General features: G+C 62.0%; 22 protein-coding genes. 21 read left to right on the top strand and 1 reads right to left on the bottom strand.

Annotation, left to right across the window (positions count from 1 at the left end; genetic code table 11):
- The first annotated feature begins 415 nt into the window (after positions 1 to 415).
- The 21 genes from A6U98_RS16225 (at position 416) to A6U98_RS16125 (ending at position 23932) form a co-directional block, all read left to right on the top strand.
- Positions 416 to 754, top strand: a complete 339-nt coding sequence (locus tag A6U98_RS16225) for a hypothetical protein (protein ID WP_064651364.1) — start codon at positions 416 to 418, stop codon at positions 752 to 754.
- Positions 755 to 894: 140 nt separating this feature from the next.
- Positions 895 to 1101 carry a hypothetical protein gene (locus tag A6U98_RS16220; protein WP_003542611.1) on the top strand — a complete coding sequence of 69 codons (207 nt, stop codon included), beginning with the start codon at positions 895 to 897 and terminating at the stop codon, positions 1099 to 1101.
- Positions 1102 to 1260: 159 nt separating this feature from the next.
- Entirely contained in the window at positions 1261 to 2067 is an 807-nt protein-coding gene (locus A6U98_RS16215) for a pseudouridine synthase (RefSeq protein ID WP_064651362.1), read from the top strand.
- A gap of 14 nt (positions 2068 to 2081) precedes the next feature.
- A complete protein-coding gene (locus tag A6U98_RS16210) occupies positions 2082 to 2765 on the top strand; it encodes a phosphoribosyltransferase (RefSeq protein WP_064651360.1) in 684 nt (227 codons plus the stop codon).
- 103 nt (positions 2766 to 2868) lie between these two features.
- Positions 2869 to 4611, top strand: coding sequence for an SLC13 family permease (locus tag A6U98_RS16205; RefSeq protein ID WP_064651358.1), 1743 nt, complete (start codon positions 2869 to 2871; stop codon positions 4609 to 4611).
- Positions 4612 to 4695: 84 nt separating this feature from the next.
- Positions 4696 to 5640: a phosphoribosylaminoimidazolesuccinocarboxamide synthase gene (locus A6U98_RS16200; protein WP_064651356.1), complete on the top strand. Its 945-nt coding sequence runs from the start codon at positions 4696 to 4698 to the stop codon at positions 5638 to 5640.
- Between the two features lie 108 nt (positions 5641 to 5748).
- On the top strand, positions 5749 to 6351 hold the full coding sequence (locus A6U98_RS16195) for a TetR family transcriptional regulator (RefSeq protein WP_064651353.1): 603 nt from the start codon (positions 5749 to 5751) through the stop codon (positions 6349 to 6351).
- 169 nt (positions 6352 to 6520) lie between these two features.
- Positions 6521 to 7732: an efflux RND transporter periplasmic adaptor subunit gene (locus A6U98_RS16190; protein ID WP_064651351.1), complete on the top strand. Its 1212-nt coding sequence runs from the start codon at positions 6521 to 6523 to the stop codon at positions 7730 to 7732.
- Between the two features lie 46 nt (positions 7733 to 7778).
- Positions 7779 to 10889 carry an efflux RND transporter permease subunit gene (locus tag A6U98_RS16185; protein WP_064651349.1) on the top strand — a complete coding sequence of 1037 codons (3111 nt, stop codon included), beginning with the start codon at positions 7779 to 7781 and terminating at the stop codon, positions 10887 to 10889.
- A 148-nt stretch (positions 10890 to 11037) separates the two neighbouring features.
- Positions 11038 to 12471: an efflux transporter outer membrane subunit gene (locus A6U98_RS16180; protein WP_064651347.1), complete on the top strand. Its 1434-nt coding sequence runs from the start codon at positions 11038 to 11040 to the stop codon at positions 12469 to 12471.
- A gap of 173 nt (positions 12472 to 12644) precedes the next feature.
- Positions 12645 to 13688 (top strand): LacI family DNA-binding transcriptional regulator, encoded by a 1044-nt coding sequence (locus tag A6U98_RS16175; RefSeq protein ID WP_064651345.1) that lies wholly within the window; start codon positions 12645 to 12647, stop codon positions 13686 to 13688.
- 1 nt (position 13689) lies between these two features.
- The gene (locus tag A6U98_RS16170) at positions 13690 to 14712 is read left to right on the top strand and encodes an ABC transporter substrate-binding protein (RefSeq protein ID WP_064651343.1); all 1023 of its coding nucleotides are present in this window, start codon (positions 13690 to 13692) and stop codon (positions 14710 to 14712) included.
- 67 nt (positions 14713 to 14779) lie between these two features.
- The gene (locus tag A6U98_RS16165) at positions 14780 to 15607 is read left to right on the top strand and encodes an ABC transporter permease (protein ID WP_064651341.1); all 828 of its coding nucleotides are present in this window, start codon (positions 14780 to 14782) and stop codon (positions 15605 to 15607) included.
- Positions 15604 to 16383 carry an ABC transporter permease gene (locus A6U98_RS16160; protein ID WP_064651339.1) on the top strand — a complete coding sequence of 260 codons (780 nt, stop codon included), beginning with the start codon at positions 15604 to 15606 and terminating at the stop codon, positions 16381 to 16383. Before A6U98_RS16165 ends, A6U98_RS16160 begins: the two co-directional genes overlap by 4 nt.
- Positions 16376 to 17401, top strand: coding sequence for an ABC transporter ATP-binding protein (locus tag A6U98_RS16155; RefSeq protein WP_064651337.1), 1026 nt, complete (start codon positions 16376 to 16378; stop codon positions 17399 to 17401). The genes A6U98_RS16160 and A6U98_RS16155 overlap by 8 nt, the downstream gene beginning before the upstream one ends.
- A 4-nt stretch (positions 17402 to 17405) precedes the next feature.
- Complete coding sequence (locus A6U98_RS16150; protein WP_064651335.1) at positions 17406 to 18326, top strand: nucleoside hydrolase; 921 nt, start codon at positions 17406 to 17408, stop codon at positions 18324 to 18326.
- Positions 18323 to 20110 carry an adenine deaminase gene (locus tag A6U98_RS16145; RefSeq protein ID WP_064651333.1) on the top strand — a complete coding sequence of 596 codons (1788 nt, stop codon included), beginning with the start codon at positions 18323 to 18325 and terminating at the stop codon, positions 20108 to 20110. The genes A6U98_RS16150 and A6U98_RS16145 overlap by 4 nt, the downstream gene beginning before the upstream one ends.
- Before the next feature lie 288 nt (positions 20111 to 20398).
- Positions 20399 to 21331 carry a metal ABC transporter substrate-binding protein gene (locus A6U98_RS16140; protein WP_064651332.1) on the top strand — a complete coding sequence of 311 codons (933 nt, stop codon included), beginning with the start codon at positions 20399 to 20401 and terminating at the stop codon, positions 21329 to 21331.
- Positions 21328 to 22233, top strand: coding sequence for a manganese/iron ABC transporter ATP-binding protein (locus A6U98_RS16135; protein ID WP_064651330.1), 906 nt, complete (start codon positions 21328 to 21330; stop codon positions 22231 to 22233). The genes A6U98_RS16140 and A6U98_RS16135 overlap by 4 nt, the downstream gene beginning before the upstream one ends.
- Positions 22230 to 23090 (top strand): iron/manganese ABC transporter permease subunit SitC, encoded by an 861-nt coding sequence (gene sitC, locus A6U98_RS16130; RefSeq protein WP_003542639.1) that lies wholly within the window; start codon positions 22230 to 22232, stop codon positions 23088 to 23090. The genes A6U98_RS16135 and sitC overlap by 4 nt, the downstream gene beginning before the upstream one ends.
- The gene (locus A6U98_RS16125; protein WP_064651328.1) at positions 23087 to 23932 is read left to right on the top strand and encodes a metal ABC transporter permease; all 846 of its coding nucleotides are present in this window, start codon (positions 23087 to 23089) and stop codon (positions 23930 to 23932) included. Before sitC ends, A6U98_RS16125 begins: the two co-directional genes overlap by 4 nt.
- Before the next feature lie 82 nt (positions 23933 to 24014).
- On the opposite strand, the gene A6U98_RS16120 is transcribed toward A6U98_RS16125, so the two are convergent.
- Complete coding sequence (locus A6U98_RS16120) at positions 24015 to 25184, bottom strand: M20 aminoacylase family protein (protein ID WP_064651326.1); 1170 nt, start codon at positions 25182 to 25184, stop codon at positions 24015 to 24017.
- Between the last annotated feature and the right edge of the window lies 1 nt (position 25185).

Genomic DNA, 25185 nt, shown 5'->3' with positions numbered 1-25185 from the left:
TGAGTTTCACTAGAACGAAAGACTTCGTCGCCAGCAGCGCCGCCGCCCTCGTTCAGTGAGTGGGCTTATAGAACTAACCCACCGAAACAGTCAACACACCCAACCAAAGTTTTTTGACATTTTTGTAACAGGTTGATTCGGCTGGCATTTTTCTCGGTCGATATTATCCACAGGCCCCCTTTCGGGACGGATTCCCGAAAATTTCTTTACCGGCTGGTCAAAAGTCCATTGGAAAGTCGTTCTCAACACCTGAAAGATCACAAGAAAACAGGATCTTGCTCGGATTTATGGTTAATGGAGGATTAAAGTGCCCGCGGCCGGCGAGCTTTAAATTTCCGTCACAAATCAGCGGCTGAGTTTCGGAACCTATCACCGAGTTGGGTGTTGTCTTTCCCATTGAAGGAAGGAGACCAACATGGCTGCCAATACCGATGATATCAGAGCATCTGTCAGCAAGGACATCGCCGCACTCCAGCAGGAAGTCTCGCGCCTGCAGAAGATGATTTCCGCTCAGGGCGCCGAAGCCTATTACGAAGTGCGCGGCCGCGCCGGCAAAGCTTATGACGAAGCCCTGCCCCGGGCAAAGAACGCCGTCGCCCAGATCAAGGCCGAAGGCGTCGCTGCCGCTGACGCCGCCCGAGAGCATCCGACTGCAACGACCACGGCTCTGGTGCTTGCAGGCGCCATTGGCTTTCTTGCCGGATACCTGCTTTCCGGCGGTCCGCAGCCGCAGCCTCGCCATTGGTGGCGCTGAACACGCCATATCCACTCATAAACCAGCTTTTTGCGCACCCGCCGATCCGTTTTTCGGCAGGGTGCGTAAATGCTTATGTCTTACAAAAACCAATTTTTAATGCCAGTTATGGGAACATAAAAAATGAAGGGAGGACTACCATGGAAAACAAGAGGGCCAACTGCATTATCGAAGTCAGTGTCGACAGCGCCAATGGCCGTTATGCGGTCGGCATCATGAATATGCGTCAGGCACTCGATCTGCCGGAAATGCCTAGTCTTTCCTACACCCATCCGGACCCGGTCAAGGCCGCCGCCGGCATCGTCGTCAGCCGTAAGGAACTCGCCGGCTTCATGGCGTGCCGCTGAGGCAGCGCCACCCTAACAAAGCCGCGACGGCGCTTTATCCAAAGCGCTGAGCCCTTTTTGCAGCGCCTGTTATTCCCCTCGTTTTTTATTCACTCTGCTGGCATCCTTCTGTCGTTCATGCCAAGAAAACGGCATCAAAATCAGGATTAAGGATGGCAGATGAGGGAGCGGCGCCCACCGCACAAGACGCGTGAACGGACAAAGCCCACCGATAACGCAGCGGCCAAACGGGTCACCCTTCCCCGAGCCCTTTCCAAGCTCGGCTATTGCTCCCGCACGCAGGCCGAACGCCTGATCGCCGAAAATCGCGTTGCGGTTGACGGCCGTACCGTCAGCGATACCTCCGCATGGGTCGATCTTGCCACGGCAAGCATCAGTATCGACGGCCTCGTCATCGCTGCCGAAGCGAAAATCTATCTGATGCTCAACAAGCCCCGCGGTCTCGTCACCACCCGCCACGATCCGGAAGGCAGGCCGACTGTCTATGATTGCCTCAGGGATTTCGACATCCCGCATCTCTCTCCGGTCGGCCGGCTCGACAAGGCCAGCGAGGGCCTGCTGCTTTTCACCAACGACACCGAATTCGCCCAGATCCTGCTCGATCCGGTCACGCATGTGACGAAGACCTATCATGTCCAGATCGATCGTATCATGGACGACGAGGACATTGCCGCCATGACATCGGGCATCCGCCACGACGGCGAACTGCTGACGGCAACCGCCGCGCGGCGCCTGCGCCAGGGTGACAGGAATTCATGGATCGAGGTCGAGCTCGACGAGGGCCGCAACCGCCAGATCCGCCGCATGCTGGAGGCGCTCGGAACCGAATGCTTGCGCCTCGTGCGCGTTGCGGTCGGCGGGCTCGAACTCGGCGAACTGGCGAAAGGCGCCGTGCGTGCGCTGACCGAACCGGAATTGCAGGCACTGCGCCGGAGAACCGGCATGGAAAGGACGAGACGCAATTGACTGCTGTGACTGACATGGCGCCGCACGATTTCTGGCAGGAGCTTCACCCGCCCGGCACCTTTGCCGGCGGGGAATTCACCTCCTTTTATGTCGCCACGTTGGAAGACGGCCGCCAGCTTCGCCTGCCGATCCGTGAGCTCGCGGATGGCGATCATGCCCTCGCCTCGCTGATCGTCAACCAGGCAAGCTTCGCCGTGCTCGATGTGCTCGCCGAAAGCCTTGCCGAAAAGCTCAGGCCGATGCGCATCGATGTCGTCGCCGGCCTGCCGACACTCGGCCTGACGCTGGCCGCCGCCGTGGCGCAGAAGCTCGGCCATAGCCGATACGTTCCGCTCGGCACCTCGCGCAAATTCTGGTATCGCGACGAGCTCTCCGTCGCCCTGTCTTCGATCACCACGCCGACACAACAGAAACGTCTCTATATCGATCCGCGCATGCTGCCGCTGCTTCAGGGACGACGTGTCGCACTCATCGATGACGTCATTTCCAGTGGCGCCTCGATCGTCGCGGGTCTTCATCTGCTGACAGGCTGCGGCATCGAACCCGTCGTCATCGGTGCGGCCATGCTGCAATCGGAGCGCTGGCGCGAAAGCCTCGCAGCCGCCGGGCCGCAATGGAGCGCGCGCACCGTCGGCGTCTTCGCAACTCCCATTTTGCAGCGGGACGCCAGAGGCCGGTGGCGGTCACCACCAGCTTGACGCGAGATATGAGGATTGTTCAATCTTTGCCTGAAGGCGCCTCTATACAGCGCAAGAGGAACGATTACAGTCCCGCCTGATCGATGAAACAACGGACCTGCCCATGTCGTTCGAGCAAGCATCCCTGCTAAGCCTGCTGCTGGCGATGCTCATTCTCTTCTCGCTCGATCGCATCCGCATCGAGGTGGTCTCGATCGCCGGCCTGCTTGGCGGCTATGCGCTCGGCCTTTATCCCGCCGAGCAGATCTTCACGGGCTTCGCCAGTCCCGTCGTCATCACCGTCGTCGAGATCTTGCTGATCGTCCAGGTGCTGGCGCGCGCCAGGCTCTTCGACAGTCTCGCCGCCCGTTTCGCGGCCGCAAGACCTTCGGGCTTCAAGGTCATTGCCGGCACTTCCGCGCTCGCCGGCTTCATGTCCATCTTCATGAACAATATTGGCGCCTTTGCGATCACCTTGCCGGTCGCGCTACGTCTCGGCACGGTCCTGACGATCCCCCGCCGCCAGCTCGTCATGCCGGTCTCGTTCGCGGCCCTGCTCGGCGGCCTCGTTTCGCTGATCGGCACGCCGGCCAACCTGCTCGTCAGCGATGCGCTCGCCAAGGCGACCGGAACCGGCTTTCACTTCTTCGATTTCGCCTATGTTGGCCTGCCGGTCGCCATTGCCGGCATTCTGCTCATCGCCTTTCGCGTGCAGCGCCTGTTTCAGGAACCCGACGAAACACCGGCAACGATCTCCCCGACCGCGCGCCGCATCGTCGTCGAGCGTTACATCCCTGACATCTCGCCGCTGATCGGTGTGCGGCTTTCCGATTGCCCAGTGCGTTTCGGCATCAAGCCGCACGCGCTGATCCGCGGCGATAATTTCGTCTTCGGTCCGCTCGACCAGTCGGTGATCGAACCCGGTGATGTGCTGCTTGCCGAGGGCGCCGATGCGGTCTTTGCCAACCTTGCCGCCACGCAGGCGTTGATCGCCGATGCCCATCCGCATGGCCTGCAGCCGGATTTCACCCGTGTCGAAGCCGTCGTCATGCCGGAGAGCACGTTGGTCGGTTCGCGCGTCCGTTCGCTCGAAGTCTTCCACCATCGCGGCATCGCGGTCACCGCCCTTTCCATGCGCGCGCCACGCATCGAAGGCCGCTTCCTCGACCTGCAATTGTCGATCGGCGATATATTGACGCTGGAGGGGCCGCGCATTGCAATCGGCGAAGCGTTGGAGGAAAGCGAGTGCCTGCCGCTCGCCTCGACAGCACCGAGCGAACCGGCGCCCCTATCCTGGCGGCCCTTCGCGCTCTTTGCCTGCGGCGTCGCCGCCTCGGCGGCCGGCCTGCGTCCCGACATCGCTTTTGCCGGCGTCGTGCTCGTGCTCGCTCTGCTCAATCACCTCAACATCCGTCAGGCGATGGCCGATCTCAATTGGCCGATCATCATCATGCTGGCGGCGATGATCCCGATCGGCCAGGCGGTGGCAACCACCGGAGCGGCCGAAACCATTGCCGGCTGGCTGAGCCTCGTCCTGCCGATCACCCATCCGCTCTTCGGCATCGCCCTCATCCTCTTCCTCGCCATGGCATTGACGCCTTTTGTCAACAACGCGACGGTCGCAATCGTCCTGACCCCGATCGCACTGGAATTCGCAAGAGCCGGCAGGCATGCGCCGGACGCCTATCTGATCGCGGTTGCCGCCGGCGCCTCCCTGGATTTCCTGACGCCCTTCGGCCATCACAATAACACGCTTGCAATGGGCATCGGCGGCTACCGCTTCAGTGATTTCCTGAGCGCCGGCTGGCCGCTTGCCGTCACAGGTTACGGCCTCGCCCTGCTTCTGACCGCTCTGTTCTGGCTGTGATGCGATACCCGATCGGCTTGACTTCCCCAGCAATGAAACTAGAGCAGGAAGTCTTCACCCAATAATTAAGGACAGTCGAGCGCCGTGCGAATTCTCTCCGAAGCCCATTTCCCGGAATTGCCGAACTATTATCGCGGCAAGGTGCGCGAGAATTACGATCTTCCCGACGGACGCCGCATCATTATCAGCACCGACCGGCTGAGCGCTTTCGACCGCATCCTCACCTGCATCCCCTATAAGGGCGAGGTATTGACGCAGACGGCGCGCTACTGGTTCGAGGCGACGAAGGACATCTGCCCGAACCACGTTCTCGACTATCCCGATCCGAATGTCGTTATCGGCAAGCGGCTCGACATCCTGCCGGTCGAGATCGTCGTGCGCGGTTATCTCGCCGGCACCACCGGCACCTCGATCCTGACGCTTTATAAAAAAGGCGAACGCGAGATGTACGGCATGCGTCTGCCCGACGGCATGCGCGACAACCAGATCCTGCCGGAACCCGTCATCACGCCGACCAGCAAGGAATTCGACGGCGGCCATGATGAACCGCTGACGCCCGCCGAAATCGTCACGCGCGGCCTTCTCACGAAAGAACAATGGCAGACGCTGTCGACATATGCGCTCGCCCTCTTTGCCCGCGGCCAGGAGATGGCGGCGAAAAACGGCCTGATCCTGGTCGATACCAAATACGAGTTCGGCACCGATGGTGACGGCAACATTATCCTTGCCGACGAGATCCACACGCCGGACAGCAGCCGCTACTGGCTTGCCGAAAGCTATCCGGCAAGCTTTGCCGCCGGAAAACGCCCGGAAAGTTTCGACAAGGATTTCGTCCGCGCCTGGGTGGCGGAGCGCTGCGACCCCTATAAGGACGAGATCCCGAAAATTCCCGCCGAGCTGATCGAGCAGACCTCGGCCGTCTACATCAAAGCCTACGAGGCGATCACCGGCGAGCGCTTTGTCCCCGATGACAGCGGCGAGACGCCGCTTGCCCGTGTGCGAAACAACCTCGCCCGCTATTTTCCTTGAAAAGGCGACAGACGAAAGCCGCCGGCCCGATCATCAGCTTGCGGCATTCCTTCCAATCGCGCTAGCATCGAAAAAAAGGGGTATCGGGCTCAGCCCGGCGGGGAACAGATGGTAAGAAGGCCAAGACGCAAGGCCGAGGAAACGCGGGAAGACATTCTCTCCATGGCGGAGATATTGTTTCGCGAGCGCGGCTTCGTCGCGGTGTCGATCGCCGATATCGCCGGCGCGCTGCACATGTCGCCGGCCAATGTCTTCAAGCATTTCCGTTCCAAGGTGGCGCTCGTCGATGCGATCGCCGGACGCCATCTCGACGACGCCGCCGAGCGCTTCGCCGCCTTCGATGAGAAGCTGCCACCAAAGGAACAACTGCTCCGCTTCATCCTGCGCCTGCTGGAAAGCCACCTGCAAGACATCCAGAAGAACCCTTATATCTTCGAAATGGTGCTTTCGACGATCGAAGCCAAACTCGAGGCAGGCAATCGTTATCGCGCCCGCATCGAGGCAAAGCTCGGCGAGATCATCCGCGAGGGCATGGCGGAGGGAAGTTATCATTGCCGCGATCCCGAAAGCGCGGCGCATACCGTTGCAGACGTCCTCGCCTGCGTGCTGCACCCTGTCCTGATCGCGCGCGACGACAAGGAGACGCTCGTGCACCGCGCCGAAAAAATCGTGTGTTTCGTCCATGCCGCACTGCAAAATAGCGCTTGCTAAGTGATGATTGCTGAATTACGTCACTTCGTAAAGCTTTTCTTAAATTCGGATAACGGCATTTGAAGCCAACCCAATCCTGACGCCTATATCAGCCTGCGCTCGCTCAAGCAGAGCCCGCAGGCCCGAGCTCGTAGATTGGACGGCGATTGCCACCGCACAGGAATTCAGCATGATACGGCGTGCCCTCCTCATCTCCTCGGCCCTGGCATTCGCAGCCCTTCTCGCCGCCTGCAGCGACAGTGGCTCCAAGCCCGCCGGCAATGCGGGTGCAGGCGCAGCGCAGCAGGCCGCCCCCGTCGGCGTCATCGCGCTGACGAAGGGCAGCTTTCCGATCACCACGATCCTGCCCGGCCGCGCCGAGACATTTCAGACCGCAGATATCCGGCCTCAGGTCAGCGGCCTGATCCGCGAAGTCGCCTTTAAGGACGGCGGCGAGATCAAGAAGGGCGACCTTCTCTACCAGATCGAGGATGCACCCTATATCGCCGCCGTCGAGCAGGCCAAGGCGGCGATCTCCAAGGCGCAGGCGAGCGTGCCGAGCGCTGAAAGCAATCTCGACCGCTACCAGCGCCTCGTCGGCAGCGGCGCCACCCAGATCGAATTCGAAACGGCCAAGACGACGCTGCTCCAGGCCAAGGCCGAAGTCGAGTCGGCGAAGGCCTCGCTTTCCGCGGCACAGATCGACCTCGACCATACCAGGATCGTCGCCCCTTTCGATGGCATCATCGACCAGACGGCCGTCAATGTCGGCAACGTCGTCTCGGCCAACCAGACGACGGCGCTGACGACGATCCGTCAGCTCGATCCGATCTACATCTCGCTGACGGAATCGAGCACCAACCTCTTGAAGCTGCGTGATGCGATGGCCGCCGGGGACATCAAGGGCGAAGCCAATGTCGTCTTCCACCTGATCCTGGAAAACGGCAAGGAATACAACCAGCAGGGCAAGCTCGATATGTCAAAGCAGGTGGTCAGTGAGACGACCGGCACCTTCATCATCCGTGTGCTCTTTCCCAATCCCGACCGTAGCGTGCTGCCCGGCATGTATGTCCGCGCAACCGTCGAGCTCGGCGCCGAGGCCGGTTATGCGCTGCCGCAGCTGGCGACGAGCCGTGACGCCAACGGCCGGCTGACGGCACAATTCGTTTCCGCCGACGGCAAGGTCGAAACCCGCGCCTTCGAGAACAGCTCGCCCTCCAACAATTCCTGGCTCGTGACCGACGGCATCAAGGACGGCGATCAGCTGATCGTCAGCGGCCTGCAGTCGATCACATCCGGCATGCCGGTGAAGCCGGTCCCGATGAAGATCAACGACAACGGCGTGGTCGTGCCTGCCGAGCAGCCCGCGGCCGGTGACGCGCAGAAGCCTGCAGCGAAGTAATCGCTGAGCCCCGCTCGTCACCGTCTCAGCCGCACAGGAACAACCGATGGCCAAGTTTTTCATCCGACGTCCGATTTTCGCCTGGGTCATTGCGATCACCATCATGCTCGCCGGCCTGCTGGCGATCTTCACGCTGTCGATCTCGCAATATCCCGACATCGCCCCGACGACGGTTCGCATCAACGCCACCTATCGCGGCGCCAGCGCCGAGACTGTCGAGAAATCGGTGACGACGATCATCGAGGACGGCATGACCGGGCTCGACGACCTCACCTACATGACCTCGACCTCATCGACGGGTTCGGCCAGCATCCAGCTCACCTTCGGGACGAGCGCCGACCCCGATATCGCCCAGGTGCAGGTGCAGAACAAGCTGCAGCTGGTTCAGTCGCAGCTTCCAAGCGACGTCATCGATGCCGGCATCAGCGTCACCCGCTCGACCTCGAGCATCCTTCTCGTCGGTTCGCTCGTTTCAACCGACGGCAAACGCAACTCCGTCGACCTCGGCAATATCATGTCGACCTCGATCGAGGATCAGATCCAGCGCCTGGAAGGCGTCGGCAGCATCAATGTCTTCGGTTCGGGATACGCCATGCGCGTCTGGCTCGATCCGTTCAAGCTGCTGAAATACCAGTTGACGCCGAGCGACGTGACGTCAGCCATCCAGGCGCAGAACACCCAGGTCTCCGTCGGTTCGCTCGGTGCCCAGCCGACGATCCCCGGCCAGCAGATCAACGTCACCATCACCGCGCAAAGCCAGCTGACCACCGTCGCCGATTTCGAGCACATCATCCTGAAGGTCGAAAAAGACGGCGCGACGGTGCGCCTGAGCGACGTTTCGCGTATCGAGATCGGTCAGGAAAGCTACGGCGGCAGTTCGCGGTACAACGGCCAGCCGTCAACGGGTTTTGCCGTCAACCTTGCAATCGGCGCCAACGCCATCGATACCGCCGCCCGCGTGCGCTCGGCGCTCGAGGTTATCGGCCGCGGTCTGCCGGCAGGTGTCGAGATCACCTATCCCTACGACACCACGCCCTTCGTGGAACTGTCGATCGAGAAGGTCGTGCATACGCTGATCGAGGCGATCGTGCTCGTCTTCGTGGTGTTGCTCGTCTTCCTGCAGAATCTCCGTGCGACGCTGATCCCGACGATTGCCGTTCCCGTGGTGCTGCTCGGCACCTTCGGGGTGCTGGCCGTGACCGGCTACTCGATCAATACCTTGACGATGTTCGCCATGGTGCTGGCGATCGGCCTTCTCGTCGACGATGCCATCGTCGTCGTCGAAAACGTCGAACGGATCATGTCCGAAGAAAAGCTTTCGCCGCTCGAAGCGACAGAAAAATCGATGGGCGAGATCACCGGCGCCATCGTCGGCATCGCGCTCGTCCTCACGGCCGTCTTCATTCCGATGGCCTTCTTCGGCGGTTCGACCGGCATCATCTACCGCCAGTTCTCGATCACCATCGTCTCGGCCATGTTGCTGTCGGCGCTCGTCGCCCTCGTGCTGACGCCCGCACTTTGCGCCACGATGCTGAAGCCGGTCGGCGAACACAGGAAGCACCGCGTCGGCGACTGGTTCAACCGCAACTTCACGCGCTCGACCAACGGCTATATCAGCACCATCGGCTATCTGCTGAAGCGGCCGATCCGCGTCATGCTGGTCTTCCTTCTGGTCGGCGCCGGCTGCGCCTATCTCTTCACCCGCCTGCCGAGCTCCTTCCTGCCGCAGGAAGACCAGGGTGTGCTGCTGACCATCGTCACCACGCCGCCGGGCTCGACCACGCAGCAGACCCAGGCAGTCGTCGAGAAGGTCGAGAAATACTATCGTGAAAACGAGAAGGACGCCGTCGATTCCGTGTTTGGCGCGCTCGGCTTCGGCTTCAGCGGTTCCGGCCAGAACAGCGCCATTGTCTTCACCAAGCTCAAGGATTTCTCGCTGCGCACCGATCCGACGCTGAGCGCCCAGTCGGTCGTCAACCGGGCGCTTGGCAATTTCTTTGCGATCCGCGAGGCGCAGGTCTTCGCGCTGCTGCCGCCGGCGATCCAGGGTCTCGGCGTGTCGAGCGGCTTCTCCATGTATCTCGTCGACACCGGCGGCCACGGCAACGACGCCCTGACGGCCGCCTCCAAGCGGCTGATCCAGATGGGCAATAGCTCGGGCAAGATCGTGGCGCTGCGCAGCAGCAACAAGGAAGTCGAGCCGCAGATGCGCATCGTGCTCGATCAGGAAAAGATCGGCGCCATGGGCGTCGACATCGCCTCGGTCAATTCGATGCTGTCGATCATCTTCACCGGCCGTGACGTCAACGACTTCACACTGAACGGCGAGATCAAGCCGGTCTATGTCGAGGGCGATGCGCCCTTCCGCATGCAGCCGAGCGATCTCAACCACTGGTATGCCCGCAACAATGACGGCGAAATGGTGCCCTTCTCCGCCTTTACCCGCACGGAGTGGGTGAAGGGCGCGCCCTCGCTTGCCCGCTTCAACGCCGTCAGCGCCATTCCGCTCGACGGCGCTTCCGCACCCGGGGTTTCCTCCGGCGATGCGATGAACGAAATGGAAGCACTGACCAATCAGCTCGGCGGCGGTTATACCGTCGCCTGGCAGGGCATCTCCTATCAGGAGCGGCTGTCCGGTTCGCAGGCGCCAATGCTCTACGCGATCTCGGTGCTGGTCGTCTTCCTTTGCCTGGCAGCGCTTTACGAAAGCTGGTCGATCCCCTTCTCGGTGATCATGGCGGTGCCTGTCGGCATCCTCGGGGCGCTGACGGCGGCAACGGTCTTCGGCCAGGCAAACGACGTCTATTTCAAGGTCGGCCTGCTGACCACCATCGGGCTGGCGGCGAAGAACGCCATCCTAATTGTCGAATTCGCCAAGGACCGCATGGAAAGCGGCATGGGGCTCTACGAGGCGACATTGGAAGCGGCGAGATTGCGGCTGCGGCCGATCATCATGACCTCGCTTGCCTTCATTCTCGGCGTCGTGCCGCTGGCGATCGCGACGGGCGCGGGCTCGGCGGCGCAGAATGCCATCGGTATCGGCGTTCTCGGCGGCATGCTGGCGGCAACGCTGCTCGGAATTTTCTTCGTGCCGTCGTTTTTCGTCGTCATTCGACGCATCTTTGCCACACGCGCCAAAAATGCGGCAGGACTGTGATATAAATGCACTGTGATAATGCAGTTCCCGTTGCTACATTGCGCCCGACTGCTTCGGTGTGTTTTTTTGGTATGACGAGGCGCGGCGGCGATAGTGAAGCATGAAGCGTCGGACAAGAATTGACTTGCTCGAGTACAGGATGAAATGAATGGTATCTCTTCGTTTTGCCACACCGGCATTATTATTATTGTTGTCGGGCTGCGTCGTAGGCCCGGATCATGCTCCTCCTGAAATGCCGCTGCCCGCCAAATTCGGAGAAGGCGGAACGAAGAGTGTAGGCGACGTTGCAACCGCAGCCTGGTGGACCGCCTTCAGCGATCCTAAACTGAATGGCTATGTCCAGGCCGGACTCGATCAGAATCTGACAGTCCAGCAGGCGATCGAACGCATCAATGCGGCTTCCGCCAACGTCACCGTCGCCGGCGCCGGCGGCCTGCCGAACCTGAACGTCGGCGCTTCGCACACGGTCAGCGGCCAGAGGGGCGAGTTGCGGACACAGTTCGACACGCGCAACACCAGTGCCGGCGACGTCCAGCTGAGCTGGCTGCTCGATCTCTTCGGCCTCTACAAGCGCAGCACCGAGAGCGCGCTTGCGTCGCTCGATTCAGCATACGCATCCGCTGATGTCGCCAAGCTGACCCTCGTGCAGGATCTCGTCTCGAGCTATATCGACGTTCGCTATTATCAGCAGCGCCTGGCGCTTTCGAGGGCCAACCTGAAGTCTCGTCAGGAAACCTTCGAACTGACCAAGTTCCAGCTTGAAGCCGGCGCCGCGTCACGTCTTGACGTCGTCCAGGCCGAAGGTCTCGTACAATCGACGCTCGCCGAAATTCCCGGTCTCGAAACCAACATCCGCATATCGGCCCATCACATCGCCACGCTGCTCGGCCTGCCGGCCTCGGCTCTCGTCGATGAATTGCTGAAGGGCCGTGGCCAGCCGGTATTCCGCGGCGGCATCAACTCGGGCATTCCGGCAGATCTGATCCGCAACCGTCCCGACATTCGGGTAGCGGAGCGTGATCTCGCCGCCGCAACGGCCAATATCGGTGTTGCCCAGGCGCAGCTTTATCCGAGCATCTCGCTCAGCGGCTCGATCTCGCCGTCCTACATCAACCAGCGCGGCATCCATGGCGGCCTGACCGGCTGGTCCTTCGGTCCGAGCCTCAACCTACCGATCTTGGATGGTGGCCGTCTTCGCGCCAACGTCAAGTCGGCAGAGTCCAACGCTGCCGCAGCCTATCTCAACTGGAAGTCGACGGTGCTGTCCGCCGTCGAACAGGTCGAAAATGCGCTTGCCGCCGTCCGGCGTGACGCCCGCACGGTTGCAGCACTTCAGGCCCAGGTGAAGACCACGCAGGAAACGCTCGAACTTTCGACCGCATCCTACAAGGACGGCGCTTCTTCGCTGCTCGACGTTCTCGACGCCCAGCGCCAGGTTTCGCTTGCCCAGGCAAGCCTTGCCGCAGCCGTCCAGCAGATGGCCAAGGACTACGTGTCGCTGAATATCGCAATCGGCGGCGGTTTCGCCCCCGGCGGCAAGACCACCGCACCGGCGGCGAAGGTTGTGGCTGTCAAGGGCTGACAGCTGCTTCAATCGATCTGAAGTACAAAGCCTCGCGATCGTCTCGTGGGGCTTTTTCTTATCCGCCGCGTACCGTAACCGAATAAGTGCGCATAAGATGATTTCGGATTCGACAGGCGGGAAAAGCTGAGCTATCACTTTGATTAAACGATTAATCAGAGTGATCGTCAATCATGCCAGCATCGCGCCCGGGACCGAACCTCAGCAGAATAGCGACGTCGCTCGGCGTCTCCGTCGCCACGGTCTCCAATGCGCTTTCCGGCAAGGGCCGGGTTTCCGGCCAACTGGTCGAAAGAATCCGTGAGCATGCAGCCGAACTCGGCTACGTCCCGAGCCAGGCCGGGCGGGCGCTACGGACCGGCCGCAGCGGCGTTCTCGGCCTGGTGCTGCCCGATATCGCCAATCCGCTGTTCCCGAAGATCGCGCAGGCGATCGAATTCGCTGCCTCCGCCGCAGGTTACGGCGTGCTGATCGCCGATTCCCGCGGTGATGTCGCCGCCCAGACCGAGGCGATCAACCGGCTGGTCGAGCGCGGCGTCGACGGCATGGTCGTCATTCCCCGCCGCGCCACCCGCATTTCGTCCGCCGCCTGTCCGGTCGCCGTCATCGACACTCCCTCGACGCCCGGCAACACCGTCGCCGCCGACCATTGGCAGGGCGGCCATGAAATCGCCGGCCATCTCGCGGGCCTCGGCCATCGCCATATCCTCATCATCGGCAACAATCAGGAATCCAACGTCCAGAACGACCGCGCCGGCGGCATCCGCTCCGGTATGCGCCCGGGCATGCATTCGGAAACGCTGTGGATCGACAGGCTGGAGCAGGAGAACGGCAGCGGCTGCCCGCTCGGCCTCGCGGAAAAAGTCAGGCAGGGTTTCACCGCTTTCGCGGCCCTCTCCGACCTGCAGGCGCTGCGGGCGCTGACGGAGTTGCAGCAGGCGGGCATCAACATTCCCACTGACGTCAGCGTCACCGGCTTCGACGACCTCATCTGGTCGCCTGTTGTCACGCCATCGCTGACGACGGTTCGGATGGACATGGATAGGATTGCCGGGATCGCCGTGTCGGCGCTGGTGGATACCATAAGAACAAGCAGCATCCGGGAGGGCGTGCTCGTTACCGCGGAGATCGAACGCGTCGCCATGCAGCTGATCGTCCGCCAATCATCCGGGCCTGCGAACCCGGCACCAAAAACCTCAGAGATGGAGAACATGTAAAATGAAAAAAGCTCTCATTGCCTCGGCAGCCCTCGCCGCCCTATGCCCGCTCGGCGCCGCCGCAGCAGAGCGGACGCTGACGATTTCCGTCTATGCCTTTGCGCAGGACGATTTCAAGACGCTGGTCTACGATCCGTTCGAAGCCAAATGCGGCTGCAAGCTCGTGGTCGAGACCGGCAACAGCGTCGAGCGTCTTGCCAAGATGGAGGCGAACAAGGCCAACCCCGTCGTCGATCTCGCCGCCGTTTCCATGGCCGATGCGCTGGCCGCGTCTCGCGCCGGCCTGATCGACAAGGTCGATACCGCGAAGCTCGCCGATTTCGCCAAGCTCTATGACGTCGCCAAGGATCCGAACGGCGACGGCATGAGCGTCGGTTACACCTTCTATGCCACTTCGATTGCCTATCGCTCCGACAAGATGAAGATCGACTCCTGGACCGATCTCTTGAAGCCGGAATATGTCGGCCACGTCGCCTTTCCGAACGTGACCACCAACCAAGGGCCGCCGGCGCTCTATATGCTCGGCCTAGCGCTCGGCAAGGACACGCCGGATCTGAAGGGACCGATCGAAGCGCTGGGCGAGAAGAAGGACGAGATCGTCACCTTCTACGAAAAGTCCTCGCAGCTGGTGCAGCTGATGCAGCAGGAAGAGATCTGGGCAGCGCCGATCGGCCGTTTCTCCTGGGCCGGCTTCACCAAACTCGACGTCCCGGTCGCCTGGGCGACGCCGAAGGAGGGCCAGACCGGCGGTATGAACGTGCTGGTCCTGACCAAGGGCTCGAAGAACCAGGATCTCGCTTTACAGTTCATGGACTTCTGGCTCTCGACCGACATCCAGACCAAACTCGCCGAAAAGCTGATCGACAGCCCTGCTAATAGCGAGGTCAAGCTTTCCGAAGCCGCCGCCAACAACCTCACCTATGGCGAGGAAACGGCCAAGAGCCTCAAGCTGATCCCATCGGCCGTTGCCCTCGACAATCGCGCCGGCTGGCTGAAGACGTGGAACGAGAAGGTCGGCCAGTAAGGCCCGCGTGAAAACTGCCCCGGCACCTCTGCCGGGGCCTCGCTCTTGTCCACTCGAAAGGCGCCTCATGTTCCAGAACCGCGCAGAAGCCCTGGCGCTTGCCTTGCCGGCAGCCATCTTTGCGACCGTGGTCTTTCTGTTGCCCGTTGCGATCCTCTTGTCGGAGGGCTTCCGCGCCGGCAGCGCCTGGAGCCTTTCGGCCTATGCCGATTTCTTCTCCGGGACGTTGAACCGCACCGTTTTCCTGCGCACGTTCCGGCTCGGCCTCGAAGTCACCGCCGTTTCCGCGGTCATCGGTTATGCCGCAGCCTTTGCCATCGTCAACCTGCCGCCGAAAGGCAAGGGCCGGATGATCGGCCTCGTGACTTTGCCGCTGATGATCTCTCCGGTAGCGCGCACCTATGCCTGGATCGTCATTCTCGGCCGCACTGGCATCGTCAACCAGGCGATAACAGGCCTGGGTCTCAGCGCCGAACCGCTGCGGCTGCTGTTCACCGAGACCGCCGTCTTCATCGGGCTCTTGCAGCTCTTCCTGCCGCTGATGATCCTGTCGCTGATCAGCGCGCTCGAAAACATGCCGAAGGATGCGATCCCGGCTGCTCGCGTGCTCGGCGCCAACTGGTTCCAGGTCTTCTGGAAAGTCATCCTGCCGCTCACCAGGGAAGGCCTCGTCGTCGGCGGCACGCTGGTCTTCACCGGATCGCTGACCGCCTATATCACCCCCGCCGTGCTTGGCGGCTCCAAGGTGCTGATGCTGGAAACGCTGATGTACCAGCAGGTTTCCGTCGCCAATGATTTCGTCTCGGCAAGCGTCATCGCCCTCATCCTGATCGTCATGAGCTTTGCCGCGAACATCCTGCTGAAACGCCTTGCGACGGCGAGGAACCGCCGATGACGCTGCGCCTGTTTTCGCCCATCGTGCTTTTCCTGCTGCTGGTCTTCCTGATCGGCCCGTTCCTGATCATCATCGCCGCTTCGCTATCGGCGGGCGATACGCTGGCCTTCCCGCCGCAGGGCCTGTCGCTGCGTTGGGTGATGAAGGTCTTCACCATCGAGAGCTTCCGCGACAGCTTCGCCATGTCGATGTTCCTCGCTGTCTTCGGAACGCTCGCAGCCCTCCTGCTCGGTATCCCGGCCGCCTACGCCCTCTCCCGCTACAAGCTGCCCGCGGCCGAGACCGTCCGCACCATCGTGTCGCTGCCGATCATCGTCCCCGGCATCATCGTCGGCCTGGCACTGCTTCGTTATCTTGTTGTGCCCTTCGGCTTCAACATCACGCTGGCGCTCTTCTTCGCCCATACGGCCCTGGTGCTGCCCTATGCCGTGCGCGTCGTCTCGGCGAGCCTCGACAATCTGCGCTCGGACATCGAGGAGGCCGCCGTTCTGCTCGGTTCCTCGCGGCTCGGCGCCTTCTTCCGGGTGGTGATGCCGAATATTCGCGGCGGCATCCTTGCCGCCTTCATCCTCGGCTTCGTCACCAGCTTCAATCAGGTGCCCGTCTCGCTCTTCCTGTCCGGTCCCGGCGTCCGCACGTTGCCGATCGACATGCTGGGTTACATGGAAACCACCTACGATCCTTCCATCGCGGCGCTCTCCGCCCTTCTCGCCTTTCTCTCGATCGGCATCGTCTTCCTCGCCGAACGCTTCCTGGGATTCTCGCGCTATGTCTGATGCCTATCTTCAACTCGACAAGCTGACCCTTGCCTATGGCGATACGGTCGCGGTGCGGGACCTCGACCTCGCGATCGGCAAAGGTGAGCTGGTGGCGCTTCTCGGCCCCTCCGGCTGCGGCAAGACGACGACGATGCGCGCCATCGCCGGCCTCCTGACGCCCGCCGGTGGCCGCATCCGCCTCGACGGCGCCGATATCACCCGCGTCTCGGCCAACAAACGCGCCGTTGGCCTCGTCTTCCAGTCCTATGCCCTCTTTCCGCACCTGACAGTCTATGAGAACGTCGCCTTCGGCCTGCGTCTCAAGGGCATTTCAGGCCAGGATCTCGATGCCCGCGTCGGCGCCGGCTTGAAATCGGTCGGGCTCTCGGCTTTTTCCGGCCGCAAGCCCACCGAACTCTCCGGCGGCCAGCAGCAGCGGGTGGCGCTCGCCCGTTCGATGGTGATGGAGCCGAAGGTGCTGTTGCTCGACGAGCCGCTCTCCAATCTCGATGCTCGCCTTCGCCTCGAAATGCGCGCCGAATTGCAGCGCGTGCAGAAGGAGACCGGCGTCACCATGATCTTCGTCACCCACGACCAGGTGGAGGCCTTGGCGCTTGCCGACCGCATCGTCGTGATGCTGAACGGCGCTATCGAACAGATCGGCACGCCGGAGGAGATCTACAACAATCCGGCATCAGCCTTCGTCGCCGATTTCGTCGGCTTCGAAAATGTCTTCGCGCTGAAGGATGGAAAGCTTGCGACGCCGAATGGGCCGGTCGGACTTTCCGGCCCGGTTCCGGAAGCCGCAGCCGGCCTCGCCTGGCGTCCGCGCATGGTGAAGCTTGGCTCCGGTGCTTTCCAGGGCACCGTGCGCGGCACGTCTTTCGCCGGCAATACCCGCGAATACCTGCTCGATACTCCGCTCGGCCCGATCAAGGCCGAGATCGATGCAGGCCTGCCGCCGCACGAGATCGGCAGCCCGCTTACCTTCGATCTGCCGGTTGCCGGCGCGGCAAGCCTCAAACGGTTCGGGTAAAATCATGGGCGTCTGGATCGACACGGACATGGGCTTCGACGACATCGCCGCCATTCTGGTGGTGGGACAGTCGGAATTCGAGATCGACGGAATATCACTGGTCTTCGGCAATACGCCGCTGCCGCAGGTGAGGATAAACGCCGCCGGCGCCGCCAGCGCCTTCGGCTGGACGTTCCCCATCCACACCGGCCGCGCCATGCCCGTGCTCGGCAAGCTCGAAACCGCCCAGGCGATCCTCGGCGAAACCGGCATCCCGACCATCGGCAGGAGCCTGCCGCAGGCTCCAGCCCTTGCCGAAAGCGATGCCTTCGCAGCACTCTGCCGCTGGCTGGAGCGCAAAGGCCGGCACCGCATCCTGGCGCTTGGCCCGCTCACCAACATCGCCGCCGTGGCGCTTGCCCGGCCCGATCTTGCCGCCCGCATCACCGAGCTCGTCTGGATGGGCGGCGGCGTCACATCAGGCAACCATACGGCCTCCGCCGAGTTCAACGCCCTCGCCGATCCCGAGGCTCTCTCGATCGTCATCGCCCATGGCCTGCCGCTGCGCATGGTCGATCTCGACCTCTGCCGCAAGGTGCTGGCCAGGCCCGAAGACGCCGAGCCGGTGCGCGATGCCGGCGGCGCCAATGCCGAGCTGATCGCCGATATGTTTTCGGGTTATATCCGCATCGGCACCAGTCGCGGCCGCTCGGCCATGGCGATTTACGATCCTTGCGCCGCCGTCGCCTTCGTCGCTCCGGATATCGTCAGCTTCCGCCCTGCCCGTATCGACGTCGAGCTGCAGGGCGCCTTGACCCGTGGCCGCACCGTCGTCGAGACCCGCGCCACGCATGCGACCTTCAATGCTCAATTCGCCGCCGACATCGATGCCGACATGGCGCGTGTCATCATTCTCGCTGCCCTGGTCAACGAGGCCCGCAAATGAACGTCACCGCTCGCCAAGAACCCGCCGATCTCAACGATCCTGCGTTGCGTGCCCGCGCCGTCACGGCTGCGCGCGGCGACGCTCCTTTCGACATGCTGATCACCGGCGGCCGGCTGCTCGATACGGTGACGGGCCTGATCCGGCAAGCCGATATCGGCCTCGTCGGCGCGCTGATATCAAGCGTCCATGCCCCGGCAAGCCGCGCGGATGCGGTCGAGATCATCGATGCGGCGGGCAGTATCCTGACGCCCGGCCTGATCGACACGCACATGCATATCGAAAGTTCGATGGTGACACCGGCCGAATATGCGAGCGCTGTCTTGCCACGCGGCGTCACCACCATCGTCTGGGATCCGCATGAATTCGGCAACGTCCATGGGCTCGACGGCGTGCGCTGGGCGATCGAGGCGGCGCGCAGCCTGCCGCTGCGTATGATCCTGCTCGCGCCCTCCTGCGTGCCCTCCGCGCCGGGCCTGGAACTTGCCGGCGCCAATTTCGATGCCTCCATGATCACCGAGATGCTGCACTCCTCCGCCATCGGCGGCGTCGCCGAAGTGATGAATATGCGCGGCGTCATCGACGGCGATCCGCGCATGACTGCTATCGTCAATGCCGGCCTTGCCGCCGGCAAGCTCGTCTGCGGCCATGCCCGCGGCCTCGAAGGCGCCGATCTCAACGCCTTCATGGCATCGGGTATCACCTCCGACCACGAACTTACCTCCGGCGCCGATCTCCTCGCCAAGCTTTCCGCCGGGCTGACCATCGAGCTGCGCGGCTCTCACGACCATCTGCTGCAGGAGTTCGTCGAGGTACTGAACGGTCTTGGCCACCTGCCCCCGACCGTCACGCTCTGCACCGACGACGTCTTTCCGGACGAACTCCAGGAAGGCGGCGGTCTCGACGACGTCATCAGGCGCCTGGTGCGCTACGGCATGAAGCCGGAATGGGCCATCCGTGCCGCGACCTTCAATGCCGCACAACGTCTGAAGCGCTCCGACCTCGGCCTCCTCGCCGCCGGCCGCCGCGCCGACATCGTGCTCTTCGAAGACCTCGCGGAATTCCGGGCGCGGCTCGTCATATCAGGCGGGCGCATCATTGCTCGCAACGGCAGCATGCAGGTTGCCGTCCAACAGATCGATACGGCCCCGCTTGTCAATTCGGTGAAGCTGCCGCCGCTGACCGAGAATGATTTCCGCATTCCGGCGAACGGGGAGCGCGTCCGCGTCGCCACCATCGACCGCCCGCGCTTTACGCAATGGGGCGAGGCCGAAACCGAGGTCAGGGATGGTTTCATCGTGCCGCCGGCCGGCAGCGCCATGATTTCAGTCGTCCATCGCCACGGCAAGGCTGACGGTATCCCGCGCATCGGCTTCCTCACCGGCTGGGGTGAATGGCATGGCGCTTTCTGTACCACCGTTTCGCATGACAGCCACAACCTCACCGTCTTCGGCGGCAATGCCGGCGACATGGCGCTCGCCGCCAACGCCGTCATATCAGCCGGCGGCGGCATGGCGGTCGCCAAGGACGGCAGGATCGAGGCGATGCTGCCGCTGCCGCTCTCCGGCCTGGTGACCGATGCCTCACTGAAGGACACGGCCCTGGCCTTCGCCAGCATCCGCAACGCGATGGATAAGGTCGTCACGTGGAAGCCGCCTTATCTGGTCTTCAAGGCCTGCTTCGGCGCAACGCTCGCCTGCAATATCGGCCCGCATCAGACCGATCGGGGAATTGCCGATGTGGTAACGGGCAAGGTGCTGGAAAACCCGGTGCTGAAGGTCTTGTAAAGGCCAGGGACGCGCAAGCTCCGTCATGAGCGCGTGCCGTGTGCCCCTCAAACGCCTAACCGATCGAACCATGCGTTGTTCGATGAGGTTGACTGCAGCCAGCCCGTCGGGGCCTGCTGTCATCTTTTTCGGCCTCCGGTTCGGATCATTGTTGCAATTCATTCTTAATTGCACAATAGTCGAAGCAAGGGTCGTCAAGCATTTTTTGCAAATCATTCTGAATCGCAACTTGTTCGACTTTCCGCGGCTTTTGCAATTCGGTCGCAATAGCAGCAAGAGGAGAAATATATGCTCTATAGGGAAAGACGGTCGGTTTTGGCCGGACTGATAGGGGTGGCATTCGCAGCCGTGCTGGTTGCCTTTCCCGCCGCTGCCCAACAGACAACCCATTCGAAGTTCAAGGTGGTGACGACCTTCACGGTGATTGCCGACATGGCAAAAAACGTGGCCGGTGATGCCGCGATCGTGGAATCGATCACCAAGCCGGGCGCGGAGATCCACAACTATGCGCCGACGCCGGGTGACATCCAGCGAGCACAAGGTGCACAGCTCATTCTCTGGAACGGCCTCAATCTGGAGCGCTGGTTCGAAAAGTTCTTCCAGAACCTGCACGACGTCCCGGGTGCCGTCGTCTCCGATGGCATCGAACCGATGGGCATCTCGGAAGGCCCCTACGAAGGCAAGCCCAATCCCCACGCCTGGATGTCGCCGAAGAACGCCTTGATCTACGTCGACAATATCCGTGATGCTTTCGCAAAATATGATCCGGCGAATGCGGAGACCTACAAGGCTAACGCCGAGGCCTACAAGCAGAAGATCGAAGCGACGATCACGCCGATCCGCGCCACCCTCGAAAAAATTCCCGAGGACAAGCGCTGGCTGGTTTCCAGCGAGGGCGCCTTTTCCTATCTCGCACGTGATTTCGGGCTGAAGGAACTCTATCTCTGGCCGATCAACGCCGACCAGCAGGGCACGCCCCAGCAGGTCCGCAAGGTGATAGATGCGGTGAAGGAAAACCGGATTCCAACCGTCTTCAGCGAAAGCACCGTTTCCGATAAACCGGCCCGGCAGGTGGCGCGCGAAACCGGCGCGCATTATGGCGGTGTCCTCTATGTCGACTCGCTGAGCGAAGCCGACGGCCCGGTGCCAACCTATATCGATCTTCTGCGCGTGACCTCCGATACTGTCGCGAAGGGTCTTGCCGATGGGTTGTCGCAATGACCGTACAGCTTGGTAATCTTGTCCGTCCCGCATCCTCAGATGCGGGATCGGGGATCACGGTAAAGGATGCGACCGTCACTTACCGCAACGGACATACGGCCCTGAGGGACGCGAGTTTCCAGATCCCCACGGGCACGATCGCCGCGCTGGTCGGTGTCAACGGTTCCGGCAAGTCGACACTCTTCAAGTCGATCATGGGTTTCGTGCGTCTCGCCAGGGGCCACATTCGCGTGCTTGGCATGCCGGTCGAAGAAGCGCTGCGCAAGAACCTCGTCGCTTATGTGCCGCAATCGGAAGAAGTCGACTGGAACTTCCCGGTGCTGGTCGAGGATGTCGTGATGATGGGACGCTACGGCCACATGGGCATGATGCGCATCCCGAAGGCCGCAGACCATGAGGCAGTGGCGGCCGCGCTCGCCCGCGTCGCCATGAGCGAGTTCCGCAAGCGCCAGATCGGCGAACTCTCCGGCGGTCAGAGGAAGCGGGTCTTTTTGGCGCGAGCACTGGCGCAGGACGGCCGGGTCATTCTGCTCGATGAACCCTTTACCGGCGTCGACGTAAAGACCGAGGACCAGATCATCAGGCTCCTGCGCGAACTGCGGGATGAAGGCCGCGTCATGCTGGTCTCCACCCACAATCTCGGCTCCGTGCCGGAATTCTGCGACCGGACCATCCTGATCAAGGGCACGGTGCTCGCCTACGGCCCGACCGTCGAGACCTTTACGCAGGAAAATCTGGAAAAGACCTTTGGCGGCGTGCTGCGTCATTTCGTGTTGAGCGGAGCGCAGAACGGCAGGCCAACGTCGATCGGCGTCATAACCGATGATGAGCGCCCCTTGATTCTGCAGGGTGGCAAAGCGACCGCCCGGGGCCCCGATAGTGGCAATGGGGGTCGGGAATGATAGCCGACCTCCTGCAGCCCTTCACCTATGAATACATGCTCAATGCCATGTGGGTGTCCGCCCTTGTCGGCGGCGTCTGCGCTTTCCTCTCCTGTTATCTGATGCTGAAAGGCTGGTCCCTGATCGGCGACGCGCTCTCGCACGCTATCGTTCCCGGCGTTGCCGGCGCCTATATGCTCGGACTACCTTTTTCGATCGGAGCCTTCTTTTCCGGAGGGCTCGCTGCCGCAGCGATGCTTTTCCTCAACCAGCGCACCAAGCTGAAGGAAGATGCCATCATCGGCCTGATCTTCTCCTCCTTCTTCGGGCTGGGCCTGTTCATGGTTTCGCTCCAGCCTATGGCGGTCAACATCCAGACGATCGTGCTCGGCAACATTCTCGCCATCACGCCTGAGGATACGCTGCAACTCGCCATCATCGGCTTCGTGTCGCTCGCTGTCCTGCTCGTCAAATGGAAGGACCTGATGGTCACTTTCTTCGACGAGAGCCATGCCCGATCGATCGGTCTCAATCCGACCGCTCTCAAGGTCATTTTCTTCACGCTTCTGTCGGCCTCCACCGTTGCGGCGCTGCAGACCGTCGGTGCATTCCTCGTCATCTGCATGGTGGTGACGCCCGGCGCGACCGCCTATCTGCTGACCGACCGCTTCCCGCGGCTGCTTGTGATCGCGGTCATCATCGGATCGATGACCAGCTTCGTCGGCGCTTATGCAAGTTACTTCCTCGATGGCGCGACAGGCGGCATCATCGTCGTGCTGCAGACGGCAATCTTCCTGATCGCGTTCTTCTTTGCACCCAAACACGGCATGCTGGCGGCGCGCAGACGCGCCGCGCAGGCGCTGGAGGCAGCACCATGAATATGGTCGACACGCTTCTTTCGCCTTTCCAGTTCGGCTTCATGGTCAATGCGCTGGTGATCTCGGTGCTGGTCGCAATCCCGATGGCGCTGTTATCCTGCTTCCTGGTTCTGAAAGGCTGGTCTCTGATGGGAGACGCCATCAGCCACGCCGTCTTCCCCGGCGTGGTTATCGCCTATATCGTCGGCATACCCTTCGCGGTCGGCGCCTTCGTGGCCGGCATGTTTTGCGCTATCGCCACCGGTTTCCTGAAAGATAACAGCCGCATCAAACAGGATACGGTGATGGGCATCGTTTTCTCCGGCATGTTCGGGCTCGGCCTGGTTCTTTATGTGAAGATCCAGTCCGACGTGCATCTCGACCACATCCTGTTCGGCGACATGCTCGGCGTCTCCTGGCGCGACATCGGGCAGTCGGCCGTCATCGCTGCGATCACGTCTGCCATTCTTGGTGTGAAGTGGAAGGACTTCCTGCTGCACGCCTTCGACCCCGCCCAGGCGAGGGCGGTGGGTCTCAGGATCAACCTGCTGCATTACGGCCTTCTCGCCCTCATCTCGCTGACGATCGTCGGTGCCTTGCAGGCGGTAGGCATCATTCTTTCGATCGCCATGCTGATTGCGCCGGGAGCCATCGCCTTCCTGCTCACCCGCAAGTTCAGCACGATGCTGCTCCTCTCCGTCGTCATTGCCGTGATCGGCTCTTTCGTCGGCGTCTACCTGTCCTTCTTCATCGACAGCGCGCCGGCGCCGACCATCGTGCTGGTGCTGGCGATCGGCTTCGTGCTCGCCTTCATCCATGCCACGCGCGGGACGGTCCGGGTTGAGGAATCGCCGATGGACTGATGGACATTGACGAATGTAACACTTTGAATAGCGGCCTAATTCCTACAATCGATTCCGATTTGGGCAATTAGGCAGCAGATAATCAAACCTTCAACTCCCTCTCGACCAGCGCCACCCAATAGGCCGCCCCATATCCAAGCGCTTCATCGTTGAAATCATAGGCCGTGTTGTGATGCAGCGCCCCATCCACCGCCGGACCGTTGCCGAGCCAGACATAGCAGCCCGGCGCGTTCTGGGCGAAGAAGGCGAAGTCGTCGCCTGCCGTCGACGGCGGAAAGCTTGTCTGCACCTTCCCGCCGAAAACCGAGCCGGCCACTGCCAGCGCCCGTGCGGTCGCATCCGCGTCATTGATGACAGGCGGAATCCGCCGCTCGAATGCATAGTCCACAGCAATTCCGTACATGGCCGCAGTGCCATGCGCCAATCGTCCGATCTCGGTCTCCAACTGGTCGCGCACATCGGGTAAATAGGCCCGCGCCGTCCCACCGATCTCGACGATATCCGGAATGACGTTCAGCGCCTTCGGGTCGCCCGCCTGCAGGAAACAGGCGCTGACGACGGCCGGCTGCAGCGGATCGACCACCCGGCCGACGATCGTCTGCAGCGATGACAGGAAGGTCCCGGCAGCCGTGATCGGATCGCGGCCGAGATGCGGCTTGGCGCCGTGCGTGCCGGTCCCACGGAAGGTGATGCGCCAGCTGTCGGAGGAGGCAAGCTGCGGCCCCTCGACCACGGCGATCTCATCGACCGCAAGCCCAGGCATGTTATGCAGCCCATAAACGGCGTCGCAGGGGAAAAGCTTGAACAGCCCCTCCTCGACCATGCGCCTTGCTCCCCCTCGCCCTTCCTCGGCCGGCTGGAAGATGAAATGCACCGTGCCGGAAAAATCCTGCGTTGCCGCTAGATGCCGCGCGGCGCCAAGCAGCATCGCCGTATGGCCGTCATGGCCGCAGGCATGCATCTTTCCGGGCACGGTCGATTTATAGGGTCGCTCCGCCATTTCAGGCATGGCGAGCGCATCCATGTCGGCGCGCAGCCCGATCCTGCGCGTGCCGTTGCCGAACTGCAGCGTGCCGACCACGCCGGTGCCGCCGAGACCTCGATGCACCGTGATGCCGGCTTCCTCGAGAAGCCTCGCGACGATGCCGGCGGTACGCTCCTCCTCGAAACCGAGTTCGGGATGGGCGTGCAGGTCGCGGCGCAGGGAGGTCAGAAACGGCAGATCGTCCTTGATCCGGGCGGGAATGCTCATC

It is taken from the genome of Rhizobium sp. WYCCWR10014 (assembly GCF_001657485.1).
Classification (GTDB): Bacteria; Pseudomonadota; Alphaproteobacteria; order Rhizobiales; family Rhizobiaceae; genus Rhizobium.
This window is presented reverse-complemented; position numbering and strand designations above follow the sequence as displayed.

What these genes read in the sequence shown, in the direction of transcription:
- A6U98_RS16220 (WP_003542611.1), top strand. Translation starts at nt 895, where the DNA reads ATGGAAAACAAGAGGGCCAACTGCATTATCGAAGTCAGTGTCGACAGC.
- A6U98_RS16195 (WP_064651353.1), top strand. Translation starts at nt 5,749, where the DNA reads ATGGTAAGAAGGCCAAGACGCAAGGCCGAGGAAACGCGGGAAGACATT.
- A6U98_RS16165 (WP_064651341.1), top strand. Translation starts at nt 14,780, where the DNA reads ATGTTCCAGAACCGCGCAGAAGCCCTGGCGCTTGCCTTGCCGGCAGCC.
- A6U98_RS16170 (WP_064651343.1), top strand. Translation starts at nt 13,690, where the DNA reads ATGAAAAAAGCTCTCATTGCCTCGGCAGCCCTCGCCGCCCTATGCCCG.
- A6U98_RS16145 (WP_064651333.1), top strand. Translation starts at nt 18,323, where the DNA reads ATGAACGTCACCGCTCGCCAAGAACCCGCCGATCTCAACGATCCTGCG.
- sitC (WP_003542639.1), top strand. Translation starts at nt 22,230, where the DNA reads ATGATAGCCGACCTCCTGCAGCCCTTCACCTATGAATACATGCTCAAT.
- A6U98_RS16160 (WP_064651339.1), top strand. Translation starts at nt 15,604, where the DNA reads ATGACGCTGCGCCTGTTTTCGCCCATCGTGCTTTTCCTGCTGCTGGTC.
- A6U98_RS16125 (WP_064651328.1), top strand. Translation starts at nt 23,087, where the DNA reads ATGAATATGGTCGACACGCTTCTTTCGCCTTTCCAGTTCGGCTTCATG.
- A6U98_RS16135 (WP_064651330.1), top strand. Translation starts at nt 21,328, where the DNA reads ATGACCGTACAGCTTGGTAATCTTGTCCGTCCCGCATCCTCAGATGCG.
- A6U98_RS16180 (WP_064651347.1), top strand. Translation starts at nt 11,038, where the DNA reads ATGGTATCTCTTCGTTTTGCCACACCGGCATTATTATTATTGTTGTCG.
- A6U98_RS16155 (WP_064651337.1), top strand. Translation starts at nt 16,376, where the DNA reads ATGTCTGATGCCTATCTTCAACTCGACAAGCTGACCCTTGCCTATGGC.
- A6U98_RS16185 (WP_064651349.1), top strand. Translation starts at nt 7,779, where the DNA reads ATGGCCAAGTTTTTCATCCGACGTCCGATTTTCGCCTGGGTCATTGCG.
- A6U98_RS16225 (WP_064651364.1), top strand. Translation starts at nt 416, where the DNA reads ATGGCTGCCAATACCGATGATATCAGAGCATCTGTCAGCAAGGACATC.
- A6U98_RS16150 (WP_064651335.1), top strand. Translation starts at nt 17,406, where the DNA reads ATGGGCGTCTGGATCGACACGGACATGGGCTTCGACGACATCGCCGCC.
- A6U98_RS16210 (WP_064651360.1), top strand. Translation starts at nt 2,082, where the DNA reads ATGGCGCCGCACGATTTCTGGCAGGAGCTTCACCCGCCCGGCACCTTT.
- A6U98_RS16215 (WP_064651362.1), top strand. Translation starts at nt 1,261, where the DNA reads ATGAGGGAGCGGCGCCCACCGCACAAGACGCGTGAACGGACAAAGCCC.
- A6U98_RS16205 (WP_064651358.1), top strand. Translation starts at nt 2,869, where the DNA reads ATGTCGTTCGAGCAAGCATCCCTGCTAAGCCTGCTGCTGGCGATGCTC.
- A6U98_RS16120 (WP_064651326.1), bottom strand. Translation starts at nt 25,184, where the DNA reads ATGAGCATTCCCGCCCGGATCAAGGACGATCTGCCGTTTCTGACCTCC.
- A6U98_RS16175 (WP_064651345.1), top strand. Translation starts at nt 12,645, where the DNA reads ATGCCAGCATCGCGCCCGGGACCGAACCTCAGCAGAATAGCGACGTCG.
- A6U98_RS16190 (WP_064651351.1), top strand. Translation starts at nt 6,521, where the DNA reads ATGATACGGCGTGCCCTCCTCATCTCCTCGGCCCTGGCATTCGCAGCC.
- A6U98_RS16140 (WP_064651332.1), top strand. Translation starts at nt 20,399, where the DNA reads ATGCTCTATAGGGAAAGACGGTCGGTTTTGGCCGGACTGATAGGGGTG.